Source organism: Micromonospora sp. DT15 (genome assembly GCF_049841475.1).
GTDB lineage: Bacteria > Actinomycetota > Actinomycetes > Mycobacteriales > Micromonosporaceae > Micromonospora.
Window position 1 is genome coordinate 410,229 of record NZ_JBNCKJ010000001.1, and the last position, 21,234, is coordinate 431,462.

Sequence of the window (21,234 nt, forward strand, 5' to 3'; positions counted from 1 at the left end):
CTCAGCGGGCCGGCTCGGGCATCCGGTGGCGCAGGGCCCGGATGAACCAGTCCACCGCAGGCGTCGTCGCATCGCCTGTCGACCAGCCGTTGAGCACCGCCAACAGGTCGAGGTAGCGGTCCCGGCGGGGGTCGTTGGCAGGCACCAGCCGGTCGAGCAACCGCTGACGCAGGTCGGCCTCGTCGGAGTGACCGTGCAGGTTCGCGTACCGGTTGGTGACGGCCGCGACCACCGGACCGGCGTCCGGGCTGGTCGGGTCGAGACCGGCCGCGAGGGCCGGTGCCACCGCGTCCCGGACCAGCGCGACGGCGTCCGGGCGGGGCAGCCCCGGCATGTCGTGGTCGGCGGCGTGCTGCCGCGCGAGCCGTCGCATCCGGGCCCGGAACTCCCGGTCCCGGCACAACTCGGCCAGCTCCAGCCACGCCTCGACCTGCTCAGTGCTCGGGTCGTCGGGAAGCTCCGGTGTCATGGAGACGATCACACCCTGGTACGCGGTCTGGTCGCCGAGGCCGGCGAATACGCCGTCCAGGAACTCCGCCACCAACTGCCCGCGTTCGCGGGTGCTGAGCTGGGCCAGCCGGTGCAGCTCATCCACCTCGGTCGGGCCCGACCCGCGTTTCGCCGCGACGGTGAGCACCGCCTGGCGCAGCCGCAGCACCCGGATCTGCACGGCCAACGCCTCGGCGTGCGCGGCGGCCACCTCGTGCAGGGGCACCTCGTCGTTGACCACCCGCCGGATGGTGGCCAGGTCCAGGCCCAGGTCACGCAACGTCCGGACCAGCTCCAACCGGGCCACGGCCGCCGGGCCGTACCGCCGGTAGCCGGCCGGGCTCCGATCGGTCGGCGGCACGATCCCGCTGTCGGCGTAGTACCGGATGGTCTTGACACTCAGGCCGGTCCGTCGGGCCAGCTCGCCGATCGTGTGACGCGTCTCCCCGCTCATGCCCCCACCCTCGCGCCTCCCCCCGGTGGAGACTCAAGCAGCTGCGCTCATCGGTCAGCGGACCCGCTGGTGGCGGAGCAGGACCACGCCGTTGCCGAAGACGCGGCTCTCCACCAGCCGTAGACCGGTCGGGGTCTCGGCGTCGGGGAAGAGTCGGCGGCCCCGACCGACAAGCACCGGGTGAACGTAGATCCGGTACTCGTCGATCAGGTCGTGTCGGGCGAATGTCGCGGCCAGGTCGGCCCCACCGAGCGCCAGGTCGCCGCCCGGTTCGGCGGTGAGTTTGCGGACCTGCTCGACGTCGACCTCGCGCACGACTGTGGAGTTCCAGTCGGCGTGGTCGAGGGTGCGCGAATAGACGATCTTTGGCATGTCCCGCCAGATCCGGGCGAACTCGCGCTCCGGGCCGCTGGCGGTCGGGTCCTGATCGGCGGTCGGCCAGTAGGCGGCCATCAGCTCGTAGCTGACCCGGCCGTTGAGGAACCCGCCCATCGGGGCGATCACGTCGTTGAAGTGCTGGTGCAACTCCTCGTCGACCTGGTGCCAACTGATGTCGCCACCCGGGCCTTCGAAGAACCCGTCCAACGACAGGCTCATCTGCACAACGATCTTCCGCATCGCGTCTCCTCCGTAGGATTCGATGGTTGTCGACCTCGATCGTCGTCGGACCGTACGACGAAACGCGACCACGCCGGGGCATGTCGCCGGATTCCAGGCAGCGGGAGGCCGACACCGCACCGTCCCTAGACTGCTGCGGTGAGCGAAGAGCGGAAACCCCTGGCCGGCCGGCCGCTCACCGAGCCGCACCCCTCCCGGCTGTCCCCGGAGCACCCCGACCGGGCCCGGATCCTCGCCGCGCACACCGCCGCGTTGGCCGCCGGTGAGGCTGGTTACCTTGACCCGGCGAGCGGGCTGTTCGTGCTCAGCGCCGGCTTCCTGGCCCGTCGTGGCACGTGCTGCGGGCGCGGCTGCCGGCACTGTCCGTACGTGGACGATCCACCGTCGGAATAGGCGTCAGCGGGGGCTTTCGCCCGACACCGACACCCCGTACGGTGTCCGACGGACACCTGGCGGGCGCCTTCCGCCGTCGGTCGGCGAGAGGGTGGAACGTGCGCGGGCGGATCATGGTCGCCGGGCTGGCCGGGCTGCTGGTGAGCGGGTGCGCCGACGAGGCGGAACCGGTGGCGGTGCCGCCGCCGGTGCCGATCGCGGTGGACGTGGCGGCGGCCTCCTCGGGCGGCGCCTGCCGTCTGCTGGACTTCGCGGTGATCGAGCAGGTGGTGAAGGTCCGCTTCGACGTGGCGGCGGCCAGCGAGCAGGGCGACACCCACACCTGTGTGGTGCGGGCCGCGGGTGCCACTCTGCCGGAGTTGGCGCTCAGCGTGACCGAGACCACGATCGACAAGACCACCTTCGGCGCGGACGTGGTGCCGGACAAGGCGGCGAAGGTCACCGGGCTGGGTCAACAGGCGTACAAGCGGACCACCGCGGCGGCGAGCGGGCACGGGCCGGTCGCCGAAGTCGGCTGGCTGGCCGGCGACGGAAGGCTGGCCACGGTGAGTTGGACCACTGCCCGTGGCAGTGAGCGCTCGGCGGCGGAGAAGCTGACCGGTGGCCTGACCGCGTTGGCGAAAAAGGTGGACACCCGGGCGTTGTGACGCCCGGATGCCCGGTTGATCAGTTGGCGGCGACGAAGACCCGGGAGGCGACCTCGCGGGGCAGCCGCACCCGGTCACCGGAGCGGTCGATCGACACCCCGTCGCGCTCCTGGGCCACTGTCACGGTGGCGCCCGGGTCGACACCGGCGGCGTGCAGCTGACGCAGCACGTCGCCGTCGGTCTGCACGCTCTCGCAGATCCGGCGGACGACCACCGGCCCGGAGAGGCCGGGGAAGGCCAGGTTGCGCTCACCCTCGGCGGCCTCGGTTGCTTCCGCCTCGGGGGAGCCCAGCTCCTCCAGACCCGGGATCGGGTTGCCGTACGGGGAGCGGGTCGGCCGGTTGAGCAGGTCGTAGACCCGCTTCTCCACCGCGTCGCTCATCACGTGCTCCCAGCGGCAGGCCTCCTCGTGGGCCTCCTCGTAGGGCATCCCGATGACGTTGACCAGCAGCAGCTCGGCGAGGCGGTGCTTGCGCATCACGGAAACGGCCGAGCCGCGACCCAGCGCGGTGAGCGTGAGGTGTCGGTCACCCTCGACGGTGAGCAGGCCGTCGCGCTCCATCCGGGCGACGGTCTGGCTCACTGTGGGGCCGCTCTGTCGTAGCCGCTCGGCGATCCTGGCACGCAGCGGTGGCACCCCCTCCTCTTCGAGTTCGAGGATGGTGCGCAGGTACATTTCGGTCGTGTCGACCAGGTCGTGAGACTTCATAACGTCAGCGGCCCTCCGGTGCACGATGGTACCTCGGGTGAACGGCCGACGACCGTCGCCGAACCGCATGCCGTCCCGCCGAATGGTGTTGGATGTCGCCATGTCCGGTACCCAGGAGCCGTTGGTCGAGGTCGACCGGCTCGCCGCCGAGCTCGACCAGGTCGACCCGCCCACCCTGCTCGACGTCCGCTGGCGGCTCATCGGCCCGCCCGGGCACGACGACTACCTCGCCGGCCACCTGCCGGGGGCCGTCTTCGTGGACCTGGACACCGCGCTCTGTGGGGTGCCGGGCGTCGGCGGCCGGCACCCGTTGCCCGACCCGGCAGCGTTGCAGGCGGCTCTGCGGGCCGCCGGCGTCCGCGCCGGTCACCCCGTGGTGGTGTACGACGGCGGCGACGGCATGGCCGCCTCGCGGGCCTGGTGGACGCTGCGCTGGGCCGGCCACCGGCCGGTGCGCCTGCTGCACGGTGGCTATCCGGCCTGGGTCGCCGCCGGCCGCCCCGTCTCCACCGACGCGCCCGCCCCACCGCCCGGTGACATCGTGGTGCGCCCCGGGGATCTCCCGGTGCTCGACGCCGGGCAGGCCGCCGCGTTGGCCGCCGCGGACGATGCCGTGCTGCTCGACGTACGGGCGGCGCCCCGCTACCGGGGCGAGGTCGAGCCGATCGACCCGGTGGCCGGGCACGTGCCGGGAGCGGCGAACCTGCCCGCCGGGGAGTACGTCGGGCCGGACGGCCGTTTCCTGGCCGCCGACGTGCTGAGTGAGCGGTTCGCCGCCGCCGGGGTGACCGAGGGGCGGGCCGTCGGGGCGTACTGCGGCTCGGGGGTGACCGCCGCCCAGGCGGTGCTGGCGCTGCACCTGGCCGGCCGGACGGACGCCGCGCTCTACGTTGGATCGTGGAGCAACTGGGTGGCGGACCCGGCCCGACCGGTCGCCTCGGGGTCGACACCCGGCCGCTGACCAGCGCGTGCGGTGGGCCCGCGCCGATCCTCGTGCGACGATGGGCTCATGTCCGACGACACTGTGGTGGTGTGGGACGAGTCGCTGCTCGCCTACGACATGGGTGACCATCCACTCGACCCGGTCCGGGTGGAGCTGACCATCGCGCTCGCCCGCGAGCTGGGCATCCTGAATCGGCCAGGGGTGCGGATGGTCAAGCCGGAGCCCGCCGACGACGCCCTGCTCACCCGGGTGCACGCGCCGGCCTACCTCGCCGCGGTGCGCAACGCGCCGCGCGACCCGCTCTTCGCCGGGTACGGGCTGGGCACCTCCGACAACCCGGTCTTCGAGGGTATGCACGAGTCCAGCGCGCTCATCGTCGGCGCGACGGTTGCCGCCGCCGAGGCGGTCTGGCGCGGCGACGCCCGGCGGGCGGTGAACGTGGCCGGTGGGCTGCACCACGCGATGGCCGCCCGAGCCTCCGGCTTCTGTGTCTACAACGACCCCGCGGTGGCCATCGCCCGCCTGCTCGACCTGGGCGCCGAGCGGGTCGCGTACGTGGATGTCGACGTGCACCACGGCGACGGCGTGCAGGACATCTTCTGGAACGACCCGCGGGTGCTGACGGTCAGCCTGCACGAGACCCCGCTGGCGCTCTTCCCGGGCACGGGTTTCCCGGACGAGACGGGTGGGCCGGGTGCGCAGGGCACCGCCGTCAACATGCCGTTGCCGCCGGGTGTCGACGACAGCGGCTGGCAGCGCGCGTTCCACGCGACAGTGCCGTCGGTGCTGCGCGCGTTCAAGCCGCAGGTGCTGGTCAGCCAGTGTGGCGCCGACGGCCACCGGCTGGATCCGCTCGCCGATCTCAACCTGACGGTGGACGGGCAGCGGGCCACCTACCTGGCGCTGCGGGCGCTCGCCGACGAGCTGTGCGACGGCCGGTGGGTGGCCACCGGCGGCGGCGGGTACGCGCTCGTCGAGGTGGTGCCCCGGGCCTGGAGTCACCTGCTGGCAGTGGCCACCGGTGACCCGATCGACCCGGCCACGCTCATCCCACCCGCGTGGCGGGACCTGGTCACCTCCCGAGGTCTGGGCCGGGAGGTGCCGCTGCGGATGACCGACGACGCCGACCCGTCGTACGAGCCGTGGCAGCCGACCGGCGAGCCGAACGCGGTGGACCGGGCGATCGCAGCCACCCGCAAGACGGTCTTCCCGCTGCTCGGGCTCGACCCGCACGATCCGCGGGACTGAGCCGGGCCGTTCGGTGACGAGTCTGGACCAGCCGGTCGACGTGCTGCTCAGCGATGGCAGCACTGTCCAGTTGCGACCGATCGACCCGGCCGACGCGCCGGGCATCGTGGCGATGCACAGCCGGTTCTCCGAGCGCACCCGCTACCTGCGGTACTTCTCGCCGTACCCACGCATCCCGGAACGGGATCTGATCCGTTTCGTCACAGTGGACCACCACGACCGGGAGGCGTTCGTGGTGCTGGCCGCCGACCAGATCGTCGCGGTCGGTCGGTACGAGCGGCTCGGCCCGCAGGCCCCCGAGGCGGAGGTGGCCTTCGTGGTGGAGGACGCCTACCAGGGGCGGGGGATCGGCTCGGTGCTGATGGAGCACCTGGCCGACGCGGCCCGCCGCAACGACATCATGAGCTTCGTCGCGGAGGTGCTGCCGGCCAACGGGACGATGCTGCGGGTCTTCGCCGACTTCGGCTACCAGGTCCAGCGCGAGTACGCCGACGGCGTGGTCCACCTGAGCTTCCCCATCGCGCCCACCGAGGCCAGCCTGGAGGTGCAGCGCGGCCGGGAGCACCGCACCGAGGCACGATCGATCGCCCGGCTGCTCGCCCCGCGCGGCATCGTCGTCTACGGTGCCAGCGCCACCGGCCAGGGCGTCGGCGCGGCGGTGCTCGGGCACCTGCGCGACGGCGGGTTCACCGGTGCGGTGGTGCCGGTGCATCCGAGCGCGTCGACAGTGGCGGGCCTCCCCGCGTACCCGTCGGCTGTTGCTGCCGGCGCGCCGGTGGACCTGGCGGTGGTGGCGGTCCCACCGGAGGCGGCGACCGCTGTGGTCGCCGACGCCGCCGCCGCGGGGGTGCACGGCCTGGTGGTCATCTCGGCCGGCTTCGCCGAGGCCGGCGGCGAGGGCGCGGCCACCCAGCGGGCGCTGGTCCGCGCGGCGCACGCGGCCGGCATGCGGGTCGTCGGCCCGAACTGCCTGGGCGTGGCCAACACCGACCCGACGGTACGCCTCAACGCCACTCTCGCCCCGGCGTTGCCGCCGGCCGGGCGGGTCGGCATCTTCAGTCAGTCCGGTGCGTTCGGGGTGGCGTTGCTTGCCGAGGCGGACCGGCGGGGCCTCGGGCTGTCCAGCTTCGTGTCGGCCGGCAACCGGGCCGACGTCTCCGGCAACGACCTCCTGCAGTACTGGCAGGACGACAGTGGCACCGACGTGATCATGCTCTACCTGGAGACGTTCGGGAACCCGCGCAAGTTCGCCCGGCTGGCCCGGCGGATCGGCCGCGCCAAACCGGTGGTCGCGCTCGCCTCGCCGGCCCGGCCGCCCGGGGTCGGTGACGCCGTCGGGCCGGACGAGGTGGCGGTGGCGGCGCTCTTCGCCCAGTCCGGGGTGATTCGGGTGGACACCGTGCCGGAGCTGCTCGACGTGGGTGTGCTGCTGGCCAACCAGCCGTTGCCGGCCGGCGGCCGGGTCGGTGTGGTCGGCAACTCCTCGGCCCTCACCGGGCTCGCCGCGACCGCCTGCGTCGGGCACGGGCTGAGCGTGGCCGACGGATACCCCCGCGACGTCGGGCCGAGCGCCGGTGCCGCCGAGTTCGCCGCCGCGCTCGCCGAGACGGCCGCCGACGAACGGGTGGACGCCCTGGTGGTGGTCTTCGCCCCGCCGCTTCCCGGCCAGCTGACCGAGGTGGACGCCGACGTGACCGCCGCGCTGCCGGCCGCCCTCGCGTTGGGCAAGCCGACAGTGGCGACGTTCCTGGTCGGGCGGCTGCCACCGGGGGTGCCGGCGTACGGCGGCGTGGAGGAGGCGGTCCACGCGCTCGCCCGCGCCCACCGGTACGCCGAATGGCTCCGCCGCCCACCCGGGGTGGCACCGGAGCTGCCCGACGTTGATCGGGCCGCCGCGCAGGCCGCGCTGCGAGCCGACGGCACCGACCCGGGTGCGCTGCTGGCCGCGTACGGCATCGACGTGGTGGCCTCGGTGTCTGTCGACTCGGTCGACGCTGCTGTCGACGCGGCGGCGCGGCTGGGCTTCCCGGTTGCGCTCAAGGCTGCCGCTCCCGGGTTGCGGCACCGACTCGACCTCGGCGCGGTCCGGCTGGACCTGCCCGACGAGCCGACCCTCCGCCGGGCGTACACCGACCTGGCGGCGACCTTCGGCGCGGACGCGCTGGTGCAGCCGATGGTCCCGCCCGGCGTGGCCTGCGTGGTGGAGGTGGTGGAAGACCCCGCGTTCGGGCCGGTGGTCGGCTTCGGCCTGGGCGGGGTCGCCACCGAGCTGCTCGGCGATCGGGCGTGGCGGGCGGTGCCGCTGACCGACACCGACGCGGCCGAACTGGTCGACGAGCCTCGGGCGGCGCCGCTGCTGCGCGGGCACCGGGGAGCCGCACCGGTCGACCGGGCGGCCCTGGCCGATCTGCTGCTACGGGTGGGTCAGCTCGCCGACGAACAACCCCGGGTGCGCTCGCTGACCCTCAACCCGGTGCTCGCCCGCCCGGACGGCATCTCGGTCCTGCACGCGCAGGTGGGGGTGGGTGGCGTGGTCGCCCGCCCGGACACCGGCCCCCGCCGCCTGTGAGCGCGCCCGGTCAGGCGCGGCTGGAGATCTGCTGGACGCCCCAGGTGTTGCCGTCCGGGTCGGCGAAGAAGACGAAGCCCACGTTGTCCAGTGGATCCGGCACCGGCCGGGGGTTCTGACCGACCACCTGGATCTCGCTGACCTCCACACCCCGTTCGACCAGCTCCTCGTAGGCCCGCTTCAGGTCGGGCACCACCAGTTGCAGGCCCTTGAGTGAGCCGGGAGGCATCTCCGGGACGACGCCCTTGCCGATCACGACCGAGCAGCCCGAGCCGGGCGGCGTCAGCTGGACGATGCGCGCGTCGTCACTGATCACGGTGTCGTGGTCCACAGTGAAGCCGAGCTGCTCGGCGTAGAACTTCTTCGCCCGGTCCACGTCCGAGACCGGCACGATCACCACTTCGAGTGTCCAGTTCATGGGTGCTCTCTCCCTGACGTCGTTGTTGAGTGCAGCAGGTCGGCCAGTCGGGTGAAGCTCTGCCCGACGCCTCGCGCCATCGGGTAGCGCAGCACGGTGTCCCGCCCCTTCGCGGTGGCGTAGAGCAGCGTGGTGGTGACCGTCGTCTGACTGGCCAGTTCGGTGATCTCGTGGCTGACCAGCGTCTCGCCCGGGTAGGACTGGTCGTCGAACAGCTCGGTGTAGACCAGACGGTGCGGTGGCTCGATCTGCCGGTAGACCCCAGCCTGGACCATCTGCGCGCCCTCCGGACCCTGCGACACGAACCGCCACCGCCCGCCCACCCGCAGGTCGACATCGCACTCCGTCAGCCGCCAGCCGCGCGCGCCGTACCACCGAACCAGCAGTTCGGGTTGGGTGAAGGCCGCGAACACCAGGTGCGCCGGTGCCTCGAACAGCCGACTCAACACGATCTCCCGGTCGCCCGAGGTATGGACGACGAGCGGGTCATCGACGCCGCTCACCCGTGCGACTCGTTTGGTCGGGAGCGTCGACGGGCGGAGTCGGGTTGGTCTGCTGCCTGGAGTTCGCCGAGTAGCGCGTCGAGGCGCTGATAGCTCTCCGCCCAGTAGCCGCGGTAGTCGGCGAGCCAGGCTGTCGCCTCCCGCAGCGGTCGGGCCTCCAGGCGGCAGGGTCGGCGCTGGGCGTCCCGTCCCCGGCTGACGAGCCCCGCGCGTTCCAGCACCTTGAGGTGCTTGGAGATGGCCGGCTGGCTCATCGCGAAGGGTGCTGCCAGCTCCGTCACGGTCGCCTCCCCAGCCGCGAGTCGGGCGAGGATTGCCCGCCGAGTCGGGTCGGCCAGCGCCGCGAAGGTCGCGTCCAGCAATTCGGTGCCCACCACGTATAACCTCCTGGTTCTATAACCAAACGGTTTCTACCGTGGATGGTGACGCCGGTCAAGCACCGTGACAGCACGGAAGGCCCCGGCGAACCGCCGGGGCCTTCCGTGGGAACCGGGTGCGTCAGCAGGCGTACGCCTCCAGGCGCTGAGCCCGCTCCGGGGCGCGCAGCTTCAGCAGCGTCACCTTCTCGATCTGCCGGATCCGCTCCCGGGACAGGCCGAACTCCCGACCGACCTCGTCCAGGGTGCGCTGACGGCCGTCGTCCAGGCCGAACCGGAGGCGGATGACCGCCTGTTCCCGCTGGGACAGGGTGGAGAGCACGATGCTGACCTCGTTGCGCAGCTCGCCCTGGGCGGCGGCGTCGCCCGGCTCGGTGCGCGGGTCCACCGAGGCCACGAAGTCACCGAGCGCGCTCTCACCGTCGTCGCCGACGGCCTGGTCCAGGCTGACCGGCTCCCGGTCGTAGGAGATCAGCTCGATGACCTGGAGCTCGGGGACCTCCAGCGCGCGGGCCACCTCGGCGACAGTCGGTTCGCGGCCCAGCGTCACCGCCAGTTCGCGGCGGGCCCGGACCATCCGGTTGACCTGCTCGACCATGTGCACGGGGATGCGGATGGTGCGGGCCTGGTCGGCCATCGCGCGGGTGATGGCCTGCCGGATCCACCAGGTGGCGTACGTGGAGAACTTGTAGCCCTTGGCGTAGTCGAACTTCTCCACGGCCCGGATCAGACCGAGGTTGCCCTCCTGGATCAGGTCGAGAAACGCCATGCCACGGCCCGTGTAGCGCTTGGCGATGCTGACCACCAGCCGCAGGTTCGCCTCCAACAGGTGGTCCTTGGCCGCCCGACCCTCGGCGACGATCAGCTCCAGATCGGCTCGCAGCTCCGCGGAGACCGGGGTGCAGGTGGCCAGCTTCTCGTCGGCGAACAGGCCGGCCTCGATGCGCCGGGCCAGGTCGACCTCCTGCGCGGCGGTCAGCAGCTTCGTCCGGCCGATGCCGTTGAGGTAGGCCCGGACCAGGTCGGTGGAGATGCCGCGCTCGTCGGTGGCGTCCAGGTCGACGAGGGCCTCGGGGGCCCCGTCAGTTTCGGTCGTGGTGGCCGGGCGCGTCCGGTATTCCGTCATCTGCAGGACCATCTCTGTCTCTCCCCGTTTCCACGTCGGTGCCGTGTTCCCGGCCCAGTGGTGCCGGTGTGACAACAGCTTGGCGGGCGGGGCGTAAAACGGGAGTGAGGCGATCGGGCACCCGACAGGAATCGCGTCAGATCGCTGGTGCGGTGTGTCGTCGAAGTGTGTGGTTGCCCGCCCCGGTTACGTTGCGGACGGCCGGCCACCTCTGGCCAGCCGGAAACGACAGTTGGAGGACGGTGTGGTCTTCAAGCGGCTCATGAAGGCGATGGGCGTCGGTGGTCCGTCGGTGGAGACGGTGCTGGCCAACCCGAACTGCCGCCCGGGCGGCCAGTTGGAGGGCCGGATCCAGGTGCTGGGCGGCGACCACCAGGTCGACATCGACCACGTCACCCTCGGCCTGGTCACCCGGGTCGAGGTGGAGAGCGGTGACAACGACTACGACACCACTCAGGAGTTCCACCGCCAGCAGGTCACCGGCGCGTTCCGGCTGGAGCCGGGGCAGCGCTACGACCTCCCGTTCCGCTTCGACGTGCCGTGGGAGACACCGGTCACCGAGCTGTGCGGGCAGCACCTGCACGGGATGACGATGGGCCTGCGTACCGAGCTGGAGGTCGCCCGCGCGGTCGACAAGGGGGACCTGGACGCCGTGTCGGTGCACCCACTGCCGGCGCAGGAGCGACTGCTGGACGCGCTGCTGCGGCTGGGATTCCGGTTCGCACGCGCCGATGTGGAGCGCGGTCACATCTACGGCGTACGCCAGACGTTGCCGTTCTACCAGGAGATCGAGTTCAGCCCGGCGCCGCAGTACGCCCGCTCGATCAACCAGTTGGAGGTCACCTTCATCGCCGACGCCCAGCAGATGCAGGTGGTGCTGGAGGTCGACAAGCGCGGCGGCGTCTTCACGGAGGGCCGGGACGCCTTCGGTCGGTTCACTGTCGACCACGCCACCGCCGACCGCACCGACTGGACCGTCGAACTCGACAACTGGCTCCGCCAGTCCCTGACCCGCCGAGGCCTCTTCTCCTAACCTCACCCCCTTTTTTTGCGCGTTGATCATGAAGTTATTGCCCCGACACGCCGAGGCGAAGGGCAACAACTTCATGATCAACGGAGGCGGGGCGGGGCGGGGCAGGGCGGGGCGGGGTGGGGTGGGCCGGGGTGGGGTTAGAGGTCTAGGAGGAGGGTTTGGGGGCCTATGTTGGTGCTTTCCACCACCATGTGGGCGCGGAAGCGACCGGTCTCCACCTTCGCTCCTCGTTCGCGGAGGGCGTCGACCACCGCTGTCACCAGTGGCTCGGCGACCTCGGCGGGGGCGGCGGCGGACCAGCTCGGTCGGCGGCCCTTGCGGGCGTCGCCGTAGAGGGTGAACTGGCTGACCACCAGGATCGGCGCGCCGATGTCGGCGGCGGACCGCTCCCCGTCCAGGATGCGTACCTCGTGCACCTTGCGGGCCATCGTCTGAGCCGTCTCCGCGGTGTCGGTGTGGGTCACGCCGAGCAGCACCAGCAGGCCGTTCTCGATCGCACCGACCACCTCACCGTCCACCGTCACGCTGGCCCGCCCGACGGTCTGCACCACCGCCCGCATCAGGCGTTCACCGGCTCGATGAAGCCGCGCTCCACCAGGTGCGCCACGATCGGGCCGGCAGCCTCGGCCATCTCGTCGGGCTCGACGTCGTGCGCGGCGGCGAGCAGGGCGAGCTGGTCACGCAGTGGCAGCCGACCGTCCGCGCCACCGACCAGGGCCAGTACCAGCGGGTCGATCTCCTCGGTCCAACGCAGGCCGTGCGGCATCGCGAGGACCTGACGGTCCACCCCCCAGCCCTCGTCGCCCATGGTGGCCTCCTGTCGCAGTTGGAGGCCCTCGGCGGCCCGGTAGCGCTCGGCGAGCAACGCTTCGGTGTCCCGTACCCGGAGGAAGTCCTGGCGGTCGAACCAGGCGGCGACCTGATCGCCCAGCGGCGGCTGCACCTGCTGGCGCAGATCCTCCACCCGGACCACCGGGTCGGCATGCCCGCCACGACGCAGCGACACGATGCCGAAGCCGATGCCCTCCACCTTGTGCGCGTCGAACCAGTCCAGCCAGGCGGCCATCCGCTGCGGGTCGGCGGTCTCGGCGGCGTCGGTGAGCCACAGGTCGACGTACGCCATCGGGTCGGCCACCTCGCGTTGGATCACCCAGGCGTCCAGGCCGGTCCCGGCGAACCAGCCGGCCACCCGCTCGTCCCACTCCTCGCCGGCGACGTGCACCCAGTTGGCCAGGTACTGCATGGTGCCGCCGTCGGTGAGCAGGCCCGGGGCGGCGGCGGCCAGTTCCGCGCCGATCGCGTCACCGACCCGGCCGGAGTCGCGGTACACGTGCGTGGTGGTGCCCGGGCCGACCACGAACGGTGGGTTGCTCACCACCAGGTCGAACCGCCGACCGGCCACCGGGGCGACCAGGTCGCCGCGGAGCAGCTCCCAGTTCTGACCGTTGAGGGCGGCGGTGGTCGCGGCGAAGCGCAGCGCCCGCTCGGAGAGGTCGGTGGCGGTCACCGAGTCGGCGTGCGTGCCCAGGTGCAGGGCCTGGACGCCGGAGCCGGTGCCCAGGTCCAGCGCGGTGCCGACCGGTCGGCGCACGGTCGCGCCGATCAGCGTGTGGGTGGCTCCCCCGATCCCGAGGACGTGCTCGGCGTGCAACGGGCGACCCGGGCGGGCGCTGGCCGGCACGTCGGCGAGCACCCACCAGTCCTCGCCGTACGGCTCCAGGTCGACGCCGGCGCGCAGGCCGTCGCCGTACCGCTCGACCAGCCCGCCAGCGAGGGCCTCCGCCAGGCTCAGCGGTGTCAGCGCGGCGGCCACCGCTTCCTCCGGCTCGGTCTGGTCGCAGATGAACACCCGGATCAGGGTGCCGAGCGGGTCGCCGTCCTCGGTGGCGCGCAGCGCGGCCCGGTAGTCGTTGCGGGCGACCGCCGCGGTCGCCTGCGCGCCCAGCCGTTCGGCGATGCCGTGGCTGGTGAAACCGGTCCGGGTCAGCGCGGTGCGCAGCGCGTCGACACCGGCGGGGGAGAGCAGCATGTCGTGTTCGTCCACCCCGACATCCTGCCTTCCGTCGCGTCGCGGGTCAGCGTCACCCGCCGGAAGGTGTCGGAGCGTCGGTGTCCGCCCGGGTCGGTGCGCCGGGCAGGATGGTCGGCATGACGCTCGTGCTGCCCATCGACCCCGAAGCGAACCGGCTGCTGGAGCGCAGCCCACTGGCCCTGCTCCTCGGCATGGTCCTGGACCAACAGGTGCCGATGGAGAAGGCGTTCTCCTCGCCGTACGTGCTGGCGCAGCGGCTCGGCCACGAGCTGGACGCGGCGGAGATGGCCGGGTACGACCCGGAGGCCCTGGTCGCGCTCTTCGCCCAGCCGCCCGCGCTGCACCGGTTTCCCAAGGCCATGGCGGCCCGGGTGCAGGAGGTCTGCCAGGTGCTGGTGGAGCGGTACGACGGTGACGCTGCGCTGCTCTGGGCCGAGGTCGCCGACGGGCCGGAGTTGCTGCGCCGGGTCTCCGCGCTGCCCGGCTTCGGCAAGCAGAAGGCGCAGATCTTCGTGGCCCTGCTCGGCAAGCGGTTCGGGGTGACCCCGCAGGACTGGCGGAAGGCGGCCGGGGACTACGGCGATCCGGGCGCCTACCGGTCGGTGGCCGACGTCACCGACGCCGATTCGCTGCGTCGGGTGCGGGAGTTCAAGCAGCAGATGAAGGCGGCGGCCAAGGCGAAGACCGCCGGCGGCTGACCAACCGGCCTGGTGAGGGGTGGTCTGCTCAGGCGGCGGTGGGGTGCGCCAGCGAGGCCAGCGCGCGCCGGACGTCGGCCAGCGACACGGTCGCCGAATCGTCCAGGTCGGCCAGGCCGGCCTCGATCCACTGGCGCATCAGCGTGGTGACCCCGATGCCCCGGGCGTCGGCGGCAGCGCGGACCCGCTCGTAGGTGTCCAGTGGCAGCCGCACCGAGCGGCTCACCATCGGCACGTCGCTGTCGGGGGTGGGCAGCTCCGCCGCCGGGCTCTCGTCGATCAGCTCGGCGATTCGTTCGCCGCCGCCGTGGAACTGCTTGGTCGCGTCGTTACGGTGCATCGTCACGGCCTCCTCATCTACCGAGATCTCCGCACGGCCTCGTCGTAGCGCTTGGACTCGACGTCGCTCAACTCGCGGGCGGAGAGAATGTCCCAGTCGTTGTCGGTGCCATCGGCCTCGGCGAGCAGCACCGCCAGCCTGCGGCCCCGACGGGCGGCGGCGTAGACCACCATCACGTCGTCACCCAGATGACGGATGACCCGTCGGGCGCTGTGCAGCGCCTCCCAGACTTCCCCGGGTGTGACGTCGTAGACCCTCAGGTTGGCCAACGCCTCGTCGGTGAAGCTGAACCTGCTGCCCACATCGCGGAGCGTACCACGCGCGTAACACCTGGCGGGATGAGACGAAGTTCGCTGATCACGGACCTGCGGTGACAGGATGAGGCGTAACCCCCTCGAGGAGGTCCATGGTGAAGCGTCAGGCGTACCAGCCGATTCTGATCACCGACGCCTCGCGCAGCCAGGGTGATCAGCTCAACAGCCGTCAGCGCCGCTATGTCCTGATGATGGGCATCCGGGTGGCCTGCATCATCGTCGGCGCGATCCTGGTCGGTGCGAACGCCCCACTGCTCTGGCTCTGGCTGCCGTTGTGCGCCCTGGGCATGGTGCTCATCCCCTGGCTGGCCGTGCTGCTGGCCAACGACCGGCCGCCGAAGGAAGAGCACCGGCTGGCCAACCGGTTCCACCGCCGTCAGCAGGACGACACCCCGCCGATGAGCCTCACCGCCGAGGAGCGCCCACACAAGGTCATCGACGCCGAACCCTGACCCGCGAACGGGCCAGGGTTCGAGCAGCCGGGCGGTGGCCGCGCGCCGGCCGCGCTACGCCTGTGGCCGAGCCCCGGCGGTGGAGACGGCCAGCGCGCCCAGGTCGGTGGCGCGACCCAGTGCCGCGGTCGGAGTGGCACCGGCGAGCCACGCGGTGAGCAGACCGGCCGCGAAGGCGTCGCCCGCGCCCGTGACGTCCACCACCGCCACCCGGTTGGCCGGAGCCACGCAGACCGGCGTGGTGCGATCCACCCAGACCGCGCCGGCCGCACCGCGCTTCACCACCACCCGTCGAGCCGTCGCCGACAGCACCCGCCCCTGCGCCGCCGGGTCCAGGCCGCCGGCCAGCACCGTGGCCTCGTCCGCGTTGACCAGGAGCAGGTCGATGTCGCGTACCCAACTCAGGAACACCGCCGCGCCGACCCGCCGCAACGGCGCCGCGGAGGCTGCGTCGACGCTGATGGTGAGCCCGCGCTCGCGGGCGGAGGCCAACGCCCGCAGCCCCGCGCCGCGCGACTCAGCGTCCAACAGGGTGTACGCGGACAGGTGCAGATGCCCGGCGTCGGGCACCGCCGCGAGGGCCTGCTCGACGTGCGCGGCGCTCAACCGCAGGTTCGCGCCCCGCTGGCTGACCATGGTGCGCTCGTCGTCGGCGGCCAACACGATGACGGTGCCGGTCGGGGCGCCGTCGATCCGCTCGATGGCGCAGTCGACGCCGGCCCGTTCCAGCTCGGCCACCCGGTCCCGCCCGGCGTCGTCGTCACCGACGGCCCCCACGAGCGTGACGTCCACCCGCTGCGCGGCGATCCAGGCGGCGGTGTTGGCCGCCTGACCGCCGCCACCGAGGCTGATGGCGGCCCCGGTGTCCGAGCCGGCAGCCAGCGGTCCGGACAACACGGCGACCACGTCGGTGATCACGTCCCCGACGACGACCACCCGGGCCGGTCGGGTCATGCCGGGACGGCGGTGCCGCGGGCCACCGAGGCGACCGCGATCCGCGCGGCCAGGTCGGCGTTGCGCAGGATGATCCGTACGTTCACCGCCAGGCTCGCGCCCTCGGTTGCCGAGTGGAAGTGCGCGAGCAGGTACGGGGTGACGGCCTTTCCGGTGATCCCGTCCCGCTCCAGCAGGGCCAGGCCCTCGGTGAGAGTCCGGTCGTGCAACTCCGGGTCGAGCTGTTCGTCGACCGGCAGCGGGTTGGCGATGAGCAGCCCGCCGGTGTGCACGGCGTGTTCGTCCCGGGCGGCGAGCACGGCGGCGACCTGCTCCGGCGAGTCCACCGACCAGTCCAGGTCGAAGCCGGCGTCGGTCAGGTAGAAGCCGGGGAACCGGCGGGTGCGGTAACCGACGACAGCGACCCCGAGGGTCTCCAGTCGCTCCAGCGTCGCGCCCACGTCGAGGATCGACTTGACCCCGGCGCAGACCACAGCGATCGGGGTCTGCGCCAGGGTGACCAGGTCCGCCGACTCGTCGAAGGTGTGCTCGGCCTCCCGGTGCACCCCACCCAGTCCGCCGGTGGCGAACACGCCGATGCCGGCGGCGGCGGCCACCGCACTGGTGGCGGCCACGGTGGTCGCGCCGTCCGCGCCGGTCGCGGCGGCGACCGCGAGGTCGCGGACGGAGAGCTTGGTCACGCCGTCGACCGTGGCCAGCCGGGTCAGCTGTGCGTCGTCCAGGCCGACCACCAGCTCACCGGCGATCATGCCGATCGTCGCCGGAACGGCCCCGGCCTCCCGAACCGTCCGCTCGATCTCCCTGGCCACGCGCAGGTTCTCCGGTCGGGGAAGCCCGTGCGAGACGATGGTGCTCTCCAGGGCGACGACGGGTCGGCCGTCGCGCTGGGCTTCGGCCACCTCGGTGCCGTAGCTGATGCGAAAGTCAGTCACACGGGCACCGTACGGGGTGGGGCCCCCGCCGGGCTCAAGTGGACCCGGCCGTGATGACCTGCCAAACTTGTCCGTCGGAGGTGTAGACGTGAGCACAGAGGTTCTCGAGCGTCCGGAGCTGAAGGACGCCGACACCGGTCCCGAGATGTTCCATTACGTCCGCAAGGAGAAGATCGCCGAAAGCGCCGTCATGGGCACTTTCGTCGTCGCTCTCTGCGGCGAGACCTTCCCGGTCACCAAGGCGGCCAAGCCGGGTTCGCCGGTCTGCCCCAAGTGCAAGGAGATCTACGACTCGTACCGTGAGTGAACCCCGGCCGGTGCTCTGGCCGGCGACGTAGCCTGCGGCGGTGACCACCTCCACCGCCCTGCTCTTCGCCGACCTGACCGGGGTGGCGGTGTTCGCCGCGTCCGGGGCCTCGGCGGCGGTGGCCAAGCGACTGGACCTGTTCGGTGTCGCGTTCGTCGGCTTCGTCGCCGCCCTCGGCGGTGGGATCCTGCGGGACCTGGTCATCGACGAGGTGCCGCCGCTGGCTTTCGCCGACTGGCGGTACGCGGCCACTGCCGCGATCACCGCGCTCGCCGTCTTCTGGCTGCACCCGCAGCTGGCCCGACTGCGCACCACAGTGCTGGTGCTGGACGCGGCCGGCCTGGCGCTGTTCACCGTCACCGGCACGCTCAAGGCGCTCGACGCCCGGGTGCCGGCGGTCGGGGCCTGCCTGATCGGCATGCTCACCGCCATCGGCGGCGGGCTTGGCCGCGACCTGCTCACCGCCGAGATCCCGGTCGTGCTGCGCCGGGAGATCTACGCGCTGGCCGCGCTGGCCGGTTCGATCCTGGTGGTGCTGCTGTACGTCACCGGGCAGACCGGGCCCGTCCCGCTCACCGCCGCCGCCGTCCTGGTCTTCGGGCTGCGCCTGATCGCGCTGCGTCGACGCTGGTCCGCGCCGGTGGCGACGCTGCGCCCGCCGCGCGCCGACGGGGCGGATCCACGCACCGACCGGGAATGGTGAGACGGTCGGGCCGCTGTTCGCTCGGGTGCGGGATTGTGACCAGCGTGGCGTCGCCTGGGCCCGACGGCCCGTGCTGGTTATGCTGAGTCGGCCTTCGCGGCAGCTTCTGCGCGGAGGCGTTTTCATGGGCGGCGGATCCTCGTGGCCCTCGCCCGGGGTCCGCCATCGTGCGGTCGGAGAGGAGCTTCGCGTGGCAGCCCGGACGCCGGTGCTCGAGACGTTCCCCGCGCTACGCGCCTGGCAGCGCAAGGCGATGGTGGAATACCTGCGTCGCCGTACCGAGGACTTCACCGCGGTCGCCACTCCCGGCGCCGGCAAGACCACCTTCGCCCTGCGGATCGCGGCCGAGTTGCTCGGTGACGGCACCGTGGAGGCGGTCACTGTGGTCGCCCCGACCGAGCACCTGAAGAGCCAGTGGGCAGACGCGGCGGCCCGGGTGGGCATCCAACTCGACGCCGCCTTCCGCAACGCCGACCTGCACTCCTCGGCCGACTTCCACGGCGCGGTGATCACCTACGCGCAGGTGGGGATGGCCCCGCAGGTGCACCGACGGCGCACCATGACCCGACGCACCCTGGTCATCCTCGACGAGATCCACCACGCCGGCGACTCCCGCTCCTGGGGCGACGGGGTGAAGAACGCCTTCGAACCCGCCGTACGCCGGCTGATGCTCACCGGGACACCGTTCCGCTCCGACGACAACCCGATCCCGTTCGTCAGCTACGAGCGGGGCGGGGACGGGCTGCTGCGCTCCCGCGCCGACTCGGTGTACGGCTACTCCGACGCGCTGCGCGACGGGGTGGTCCGGCCGGTGCTCTTCCTGGCGTACTCCGGGGAGACCCGCTGGCGTACCAACGCGGGGGAGGAGCTGGCTGCCCGGCTGGGCGAGCCGATGACCCAGGACCTGGTGGCCCAGGCGTGGCGTACCGCCCTGGACCCGGCCGGCGACTGGATGCCGCAGGTGCTGCGGGCCGCCGACGCCCGACTCACGGTGCTGCGCAACGCGGGCATGGCCGACGCCGGTGGTCTGATCATCGCCACCGATCAGCAGACCGCCCGCTCCTACGCCAAGCTCATCGAGCAGGTGACCGGTGAGAAGGCCGCCGTGGTGCTCTCCGACGACCAGGGCGCGTCCGCGCGGATCGCGACGTTCGCGGCGTCCGACCAGCGATGGATGGTCGCGGTGCGGATGGTGTCCGAGGGGGTCGACATCCCACGACTGGCAGTCGGGGTCTACGCCACCAGCGCCAGCACGCCGCTGTACTTCGCCCAGGCGATCGGCCGGTTCGTGCGGGCCCGCCGGCCCGGGGAGACCGCGTCGGTGTTCCTGCCCAGCGTGCCGCACCTGCTCGGGCTGGCCAGCGAGATGGAGACCGAGCGCGACCACGTACTCGGTAAACCCAAGGAAGCCGACGGTCTCGACGACGACCTGCTGGAACGCGCGCAGCGCGACGACCAGGCCAGCGGGGAACTGGAGAAGCGGTTCGCGGCGCTCTCGGCCACCGCCGAGCTGGACCAGGTGATCTTCGACGGCGCGTCGTTCGGCACCGCGGCCCAGGCCGGCACCCCCGAGGAGGAGGAATACCTCGGCCTGCCCGGTCTGCTCACCGCCGACCAGGTTTCGCTGCTGCTCACCAAGCGGCAAGCCGCACAGCTCGCCGCCCAGCGCCGTCGTACGGTCGACGGGGCCGCTCAGCCGGCCGCTGCGGCCACGGCAGCGCCGCCCGCACCCATGAGCGCCGCCCAGCGTCGCGTGGCGCTCCGGCGCCAACTGAACGCTCTGGTGGCCGCCCGACACCACCGCACCGGCCAGCCGCACGGCAAGATCCATGCCGAGCTGCGCCGGCTCTGCGGCGGGCCGCCGAGCGCCCAGGCCACCATCGAGCAGCTTGAGGAACGCATCGCCACCGTGCAGACCCTCTAGACCTGCCGGCCGGCCGTGGCGGGCCGGTGGCCGGTCGACTGCGCCCGTACCCCCGCAGGTCCCGGCCCGGCGCGGGCCCGGCCCGGCGCAGATCCCGGCCCGGTGCGGGCCCGGTGGCCGGTCGGCTGCGCCCGTACCCCCGCAGGTCCCGGCCCGGCGCAGATCCAGGCCCGGCGCGGCTCGGCCCGGCGGCCCGACGGCTGCTGGGCGTGCTGCTCGACGGCAAGGGCGTGAAGAAGCGTGGGGCCGTTGTCCGTGCTTGCGCCGTGATCCACTCGGCTTCCTTGAAGACGCGGGGTTCGACCGAGGTGGAAAGCGCGACTTCAAGGAACCCGAGTGGATCAACGGAGGCCTGGCTGGTGCTGCCGTAGGCCTGGCTGGTGCTGCGGCTTGCCTGCCCGGAACGGCTATGGATGCCCCTGTGCGGGCGTCTCGATCTCAAGATCGCGCAACATCCTGGTTCTAGTGGCTTCCCGGCGTTCCGTGGCCACTACATCCTGGTTCGAGTGCGATCTTGGTGGCCGGGGGTGCCAAAACCGGGGTTTCGGTCTCCCCAGGGGCGGCGTTCGTCGTCGAGATCTGCGCAGGATCAGGGATGTTGCTGTCTCCGGCGTGTCGGAGGCAGCAGCATCGGGGTAGTTGCTCGGATCTTGGGCGCGGGGCGCGGGGCGCGGGGCGCGGGGCGCGGGGCGCGGGGCGCGGGGCGCGGGGCGCGGGGCGCGGGGCGCGGGGGTGTCCAGACAGAAAGAGCTGACCGGAGACACCCTCGGGGTGCCTCCGGTCAGCTATGTCGGTTTGCGGATTTAGTTCGCCATCAGATCGGCGCCACGCCAGCTGAAATCGGGCTCCGTTGCGAACCGCTCGGTGATCTTCACGAGATCCTCCGCGTACTTGTTCGCGTGGTGCCCGCAGAACACCAACTCGCTCCCACCCGCCAGAGTGATCCGGAGCTTCCCGGCAGCATTGCAGCGGTCGCACCGTTCATCGGCGGCTGGGGGAGCCGCCGTGACGGGCGGCGGCGTGAGGGTCGGGGTCATCGCCTTCCTCCTCT

The 21,234-nt window shown here is 72.3% G+C and carries 25 protein-coding genes; 11 read left to right on the forward strand and 14 right to left on the reverse strand.

From position 1 onward, the window contains the following. Nucleotide 1 precedes the first annotated feature (1 nt). Both ACLQ3F_RS01865 and ACLQ3F_RS01870 read right to left on the reverse strand, forming a co-directional pair. Nucleotides 2–943: a MerR family transcriptional regulator gene (locus ACLQ3F_RS01865; RefSeq protein WP_425845403.1), complete on the reverse strand. Its 942-nt coding sequence runs from the start codon at nucleotides 941–943 to the stop codon at nucleotides 2–4. Between the two features lie 54 nt (nucleotides 944–997). Beyond that, nucleotides 998–1,561, reverse strand: coding sequence for a dihydrofolate reductase family protein (locus tag ACLQ3F_RS01870; protein ID WP_357197113.1), 564 nt, complete (start codon nucleotides 1,559–1,561; stop codon nucleotides 998–1,000). Nucleotides 1,562–1,699: 138 nt separating this feature from the next. On the opposite strand from ACLQ3F_RS01870, the gene ACLQ3F_RS01875 reads away from it, so the two are divergent. Further along, the gene (locus ACLQ3F_RS01875) at nucleotides 1,700–1,954 is read left to right on the forward strand and encodes a DUF5522 domain-containing protein (RefSeq protein ID WP_355009894.1); all 255 of its coding nucleotides are present in this window, start codon (nucleotides 1,700–1,702) and stop codon (nucleotides 1,952–1,954) included. A gap of 98 nt (nucleotides 1,955–2,052) precedes the next feature. After that, a complete protein-coding gene (locus ACLQ3F_RS01880; RefSeq protein WP_425845408.1) occupies nucleotides 2,053–2,601 on the forward strand; it encodes a hypothetical protein in 549 nt (182 codons plus the stop codon). Between the two features lie 19 nt (nucleotides 2,602–2,620). Here ACLQ3F_RS01880 and ACLQ3F_RS01885 read toward each other — a convergent pair whose 3' ends face one another. Continuing rightward, a complete protein-coding gene (locus ACLQ3F_RS01885) occupies nucleotides 2,621–3,310 on the reverse strand; it encodes a metal-dependent transcriptional regulator (protein WP_355009892.1) in 690 nt (229 codons plus the stop codon). Nucleotides 3,311–3,410: 100 nt separating this feature from the next. On the opposite strand from ACLQ3F_RS01885, the gene ACLQ3F_RS01890 reads away from it, so the two are divergent. From ACLQ3F_RS01890 to ACLQ3F_RS01900, 3 genes are read left to right on the forward strand one after another with little or no spacing between them, the layout of a single operon-like run. After that, a complete protein-coding gene (locus tag ACLQ3F_RS01890; RefSeq protein WP_425845411.1) occupies nucleotides 3,411–4,271 on the forward strand; it encodes a sulfurtransferase in 861 nt (286 codons plus the stop codon). A 48-nt stretch (nucleotides 4,272–4,319) separates the two neighbouring features. Beyond that, nucleotides 4,320–5,501 carry an acetoin utilization protein AcuC gene (locus tag ACLQ3F_RS01895; RefSeq protein WP_425845413.1) on the forward strand — a complete coding sequence of 394 codons (1,182 nt, stop codon included), beginning with the start codon at nucleotides 4,320–4,322 and terminating at the stop codon, nucleotides 5,499–5,501. Between the two features lie 13 nt (nucleotides 5,502–5,514). Next, nucleotides 5,515–8,070, forward strand: coding sequence for a GNAT family N-acetyltransferase (locus ACLQ3F_RS01900; protein ID WP_425845416.1), 2,556 nt, complete (start codon nucleotides 5,515–5,517; stop codon nucleotides 8,068–8,070). 10 nt (nucleotides 8,071–8,080) lie between these two features. Here ACLQ3F_RS01900 and ACLQ3F_RS01905 read toward each other — a convergent pair whose 3' ends face one another. The 4 genes from ACLQ3F_RS01905 to sigB form a co-directional block, all read right to left on the reverse strand. Next, nucleotides 8,081–8,488 carry a VOC family protein gene (locus tag ACLQ3F_RS01905; protein WP_425845418.1) on the reverse strand — a complete coding sequence of 136 codons (408 nt, stop codon included), beginning with the start codon at nucleotides 8,486–8,488 and terminating at the stop codon, nucleotides 8,081–8,083. Beyond that, nucleotides 8,485–8,991 (reverse strand): SRPBCC domain-containing protein, encoded by a 507-nt coding sequence (locus tag ACLQ3F_RS01910; RefSeq protein ID WP_425845420.1) that lies wholly within the window; start codon nucleotides 8,989–8,991, stop codon nucleotides 8,485–8,487. Before ACLQ3F_RS01910 ends, ACLQ3F_RS01905 begins: the two co-directional genes overlap by 4 nt. Further along, nucleotides 8,988–9,365, reverse strand: coding sequence for an ArsR/SmtB family transcription factor (locus ACLQ3F_RS01915; RefSeq protein WP_425845422.1), 378 nt, complete (start codon nucleotides 9,363–9,365; stop codon nucleotides 8,988–8,990). Before ACLQ3F_RS01915 ends, ACLQ3F_RS01910 begins: the two co-directional genes overlap by 4 nt. Nucleotides 9,366–9,489: 124 nt before the next feature. Next, the gene (sigB, locus tag ACLQ3F_RS01920; RefSeq protein ID WP_425845426.1) at nucleotides 9,490–10,506 is read right to left on the reverse strand and encodes an RNA polymerase sigma factor SigB; all 1,017 of its coding nucleotides are present in this window, start codon (nucleotides 10,504–10,506) and stop codon (nucleotides 9,490–9,492) included. Nucleotides 10,507–10,738: 232 nt separating this feature from the next. On the opposite strand from sigB, the gene ACLQ3F_RS01925 reads away from it, so the two are divergent. Next, nucleotides 10,739–11,527 (forward strand): sporulation protein, encoded by a 789-nt coding sequence (locus ACLQ3F_RS01925; RefSeq protein WP_357263508.1) that lies wholly within the window; start codon nucleotides 10,739–10,741, stop codon nucleotides 11,525–11,527. A gap of 137 nt (nucleotides 11,528–11,664) precedes the next feature. Here the strand turns inward: ACLQ3F_RS01925 and dtd are convergent, their stop codons facing one another. Then, entirely contained in the window at nucleotides 11,665–12,087 is a 423-nt protein-coding gene (dtd, locus tag ACLQ3F_RS01930) for a D-aminoacyl-tRNA deacylase (protein ID WP_425845429.1), read from the reverse strand. After that, nucleotides 12,087–13,571: a DUF7059 domain-containing protein gene (locus tag ACLQ3F_RS01935; protein WP_357204621.1), complete on the reverse strand. Its 1,485-nt coding sequence runs from the start codon at nucleotides 13,569–13,571 to the stop codon at nucleotides 12,087–12,089. The genes dtd and ACLQ3F_RS01935 overlap by 1 nt, the downstream gene beginning before the upstream one ends. A gap of 95 nt (nucleotides 13,572–13,666) precedes the next feature. Here ACLQ3F_RS01935 and ACLQ3F_RS01940 point away from each other — a divergent pair, with 95 nt between their 5' ends. Further along, nucleotides 13,667–14,257 (forward strand): HhH-GPD-type base excision DNA repair protein, encoded by a 591-nt coding sequence (locus ACLQ3F_RS01940; protein WP_425846156.1) that lies wholly within the window; start codon nucleotides 13,667–13,669, stop codon nucleotides 14,255–14,257. A 28-nt stretch (nucleotides 14,258–14,285) separates the two neighbouring features. Here the strand turns inward: ACLQ3F_RS01940 and ACLQ3F_RS01945 are convergent, their stop codons facing one another. Together ACLQ3F_RS01945 and ACLQ3F_RS01950 are read right to left on the reverse strand one after the other, a co-directional pair. Beyond that, nucleotides 14,286–14,597 carry a hypothetical protein gene (locus ACLQ3F_RS01945; RefSeq protein WP_124858894.1) on the reverse strand — a complete coding sequence of 104 codons (312 nt, stop codon included), beginning with the start codon at nucleotides 14,595–14,597 and terminating at the stop codon, nucleotides 14,286–14,288. Nucleotides 14,598–14,614: 17 nt separating this feature from the next. Next, the gene (locus ACLQ3F_RS01950; RefSeq protein WP_030489374.1) at nucleotides 14,615–14,899 is read right to left on the reverse strand and encodes a hypothetical protein; all 285 of its coding nucleotides are present in this window, start codon (nucleotides 14,897–14,899) and stop codon (nucleotides 14,615–14,617) included. A gap of 104 nt (nucleotides 14,900–15,003) precedes the next feature. Here ACLQ3F_RS01950 and ACLQ3F_RS01955 point away from each other — a divergent pair, with 104 nt between their 5' ends. Beyond that, nucleotides 15,004–15,363, forward strand: coding sequence for a DUF3099 domain-containing protein (locus ACLQ3F_RS01955; RefSeq protein ID WP_357204619.1), 360 nt, complete (start codon nucleotides 15,004–15,006; stop codon nucleotides 15,361–15,363). A 54-nt stretch (nucleotides 15,364–15,417) separates the two neighbouring features. On the opposite strand, the gene ACLQ3F_RS01960 is transcribed toward ACLQ3F_RS01955, so the two are convergent. After that, on the reverse strand, nucleotides 15,418–16,317 hold the full coding sequence (locus ACLQ3F_RS01960) for a carbohydrate kinase family protein (protein ID WP_425845431.1): 900 nt from the start codon (nucleotides 16,315–16,317) through the stop codon (nucleotides 15,418–15,420). Next, the gene (locus tag ACLQ3F_RS01965; RefSeq protein WP_357263499.1) at nucleotides 16,314–17,249 is read right to left on the reverse strand and encodes a pseudouridine-5'-phosphate glycosidase; all 936 of its coding nucleotides are present in this window, start codon (nucleotides 17,247–17,249) and stop codon (nucleotides 16,314–16,316) included. The genes ACLQ3F_RS01960 and ACLQ3F_RS01965 overlap by 4 nt, the downstream gene beginning before the upstream one ends. Nucleotides 17,250–17,337: 88 nt before the next feature. Between ACLQ3F_RS01965 and ACLQ3F_RS01970 the strand changes: the two genes are divergently transcribed. The 3 genes from ACLQ3F_RS01970 (at nucleotide 17,338) to ACLQ3F_RS01980 (ending at nucleotide 20,183) form a co-directional block, all read left to right on the forward strand. After that, nucleotides 17,338–17,556, forward strand: a complete 219-nt coding sequence (locus ACLQ3F_RS01970; protein ID WP_007456912.1) for a DUF3039 domain-containing protein — start codon at nucleotides 17,338–17,340, stop codon at nucleotides 17,554–17,556. Nucleotides 17,557–17,596: 40 nt separating this feature from the next. Next, nucleotides 17,597–18,259, forward strand: a complete 663-nt coding sequence (locus ACLQ3F_RS01975) for a trimeric intracellular cation channel family protein (protein WP_355009879.1) — start codon at nucleotides 17,597–17,599, stop codon at nucleotides 18,257–18,259. A 190-nt stretch (nucleotides 18,260–18,449) separates the two neighbouring features. Continuing rightward, nucleotides 18,450–20,183: a DEAD/DEAH box helicase gene (locus ACLQ3F_RS01980; RefSeq protein WP_425845435.1), complete on the forward strand. Its 1,734-nt coding sequence runs from the start codon at nucleotides 18,450–18,452 to the stop codon at nucleotides 20,181–20,183. A gap of 803 nt (nucleotides 20,184–20,986) precedes the next feature. Here ACLQ3F_RS01980 and ACLQ3F_RS01985 read toward each other — a convergent pair. Further along, on the reverse strand, nucleotides 20,987–21,220 hold the full coding sequence (locus tag ACLQ3F_RS01985; protein WP_091402071.1) for a DUF7455 domain-containing protein: 234 nt from the start codon (nucleotides 21,218–21,220) through the stop codon (nucleotides 20,987–20,989). Between the last annotated feature and the right edge of the window lie 14 nt (nucleotides 21,221–21,234).

Excerpts from the sequence above, each read along its gene's own strand:
- ACLQ3F_RS01865 (WP_425845403.1), bottom strand. The coding sequence starts at position 943 with ATGAGCGGGGAGACGCGTCACACGATCGGCGAGCTGGCCCGACGGACC.
- ACLQ3F_RS01870 (WP_357197113.1), bottom strand. The coding sequence starts at position 1,561 with ATGCGGAAGATCGTTGTGCAGATGAGCCTGTCGTTGGACGGGTTCTTC.
- ACLQ3F_RS01885 (WP_355009892.1), bottom strand. The coding sequence starts at position 3,310 with ATGAAGTCTCACGACCTGGTCGACACGACCGAAATGTACCTGCGCACC.
- ACLQ3F_RS01890 (WP_425845411.1), top strand. The coding sequence starts at position 3,411 with ATGTCCGGTACCCAGGAGCCGTTGGTCGAGGTCGACCGGCTCGCCGCC.
- ACLQ3F_RS01895 (WP_425845413.1), top strand. The coding sequence starts at position 4,320 with ATGTCCGACGACACTGTGGTGGTGTGGGACGAGTCGCTGCTCGCCTAC.
- ACLQ3F_RS01905 (WP_425845418.1), bottom strand. The coding sequence starts at position 8,488 with ATGAACTGGACACTCGAAGTGGTGATCGTGCCGGTCTCGGACGTGGAC.
- sigB (WP_425845426.1), bottom strand. The coding sequence starts at position 10,506 with ATGGTCCTGCAGATGACGGAATACCGGACGCGCCCGGCCACCACGACC.
- dtd (WP_425845429.1), bottom strand. The coding sequence starts at position 12,087 with ATGCGGGCGGTGGTGCAGACCGTCGGGCGGGCCAGCGTGACGGTGGAC.
- ACLQ3F_RS01940 (WP_425846156.1), top strand. The coding sequence starts at position 13,667 with ATGGTCGGCATGACGCTCGTGCTGCCCATCGACCCCGAAGCGAACCGG.
- ACLQ3F_RS01945 (WP_124858894.1), bottom strand. The coding sequence starts at position 14,597 with ATGCACCGTAACGACGCGACCAAGCAGTTCCACGGCGGCGGCGAACGA.
- ACLQ3F_RS01955 (WP_357204619.1), top strand. The coding sequence starts at position 15,004 with ATGGTGAAGCGTCAGGCGTACCAGCCGATTCTGATCACCGACGCCTCG.
- ACLQ3F_RS01960 (WP_425845431.1), bottom strand. The coding sequence starts at position 16,317 with ATGACCCGACCGGCCCGGGTGGTCGTCGTCGGGGACGTGATCACCGAC.
- ACLQ3F_RS01985 (WP_091402071.1), bottom strand. The coding sequence starts at position 21,220 with ATGACCCCGACCCTCACGCCGCCGCCCGTCACGGCGGCTCCCCCAGCC.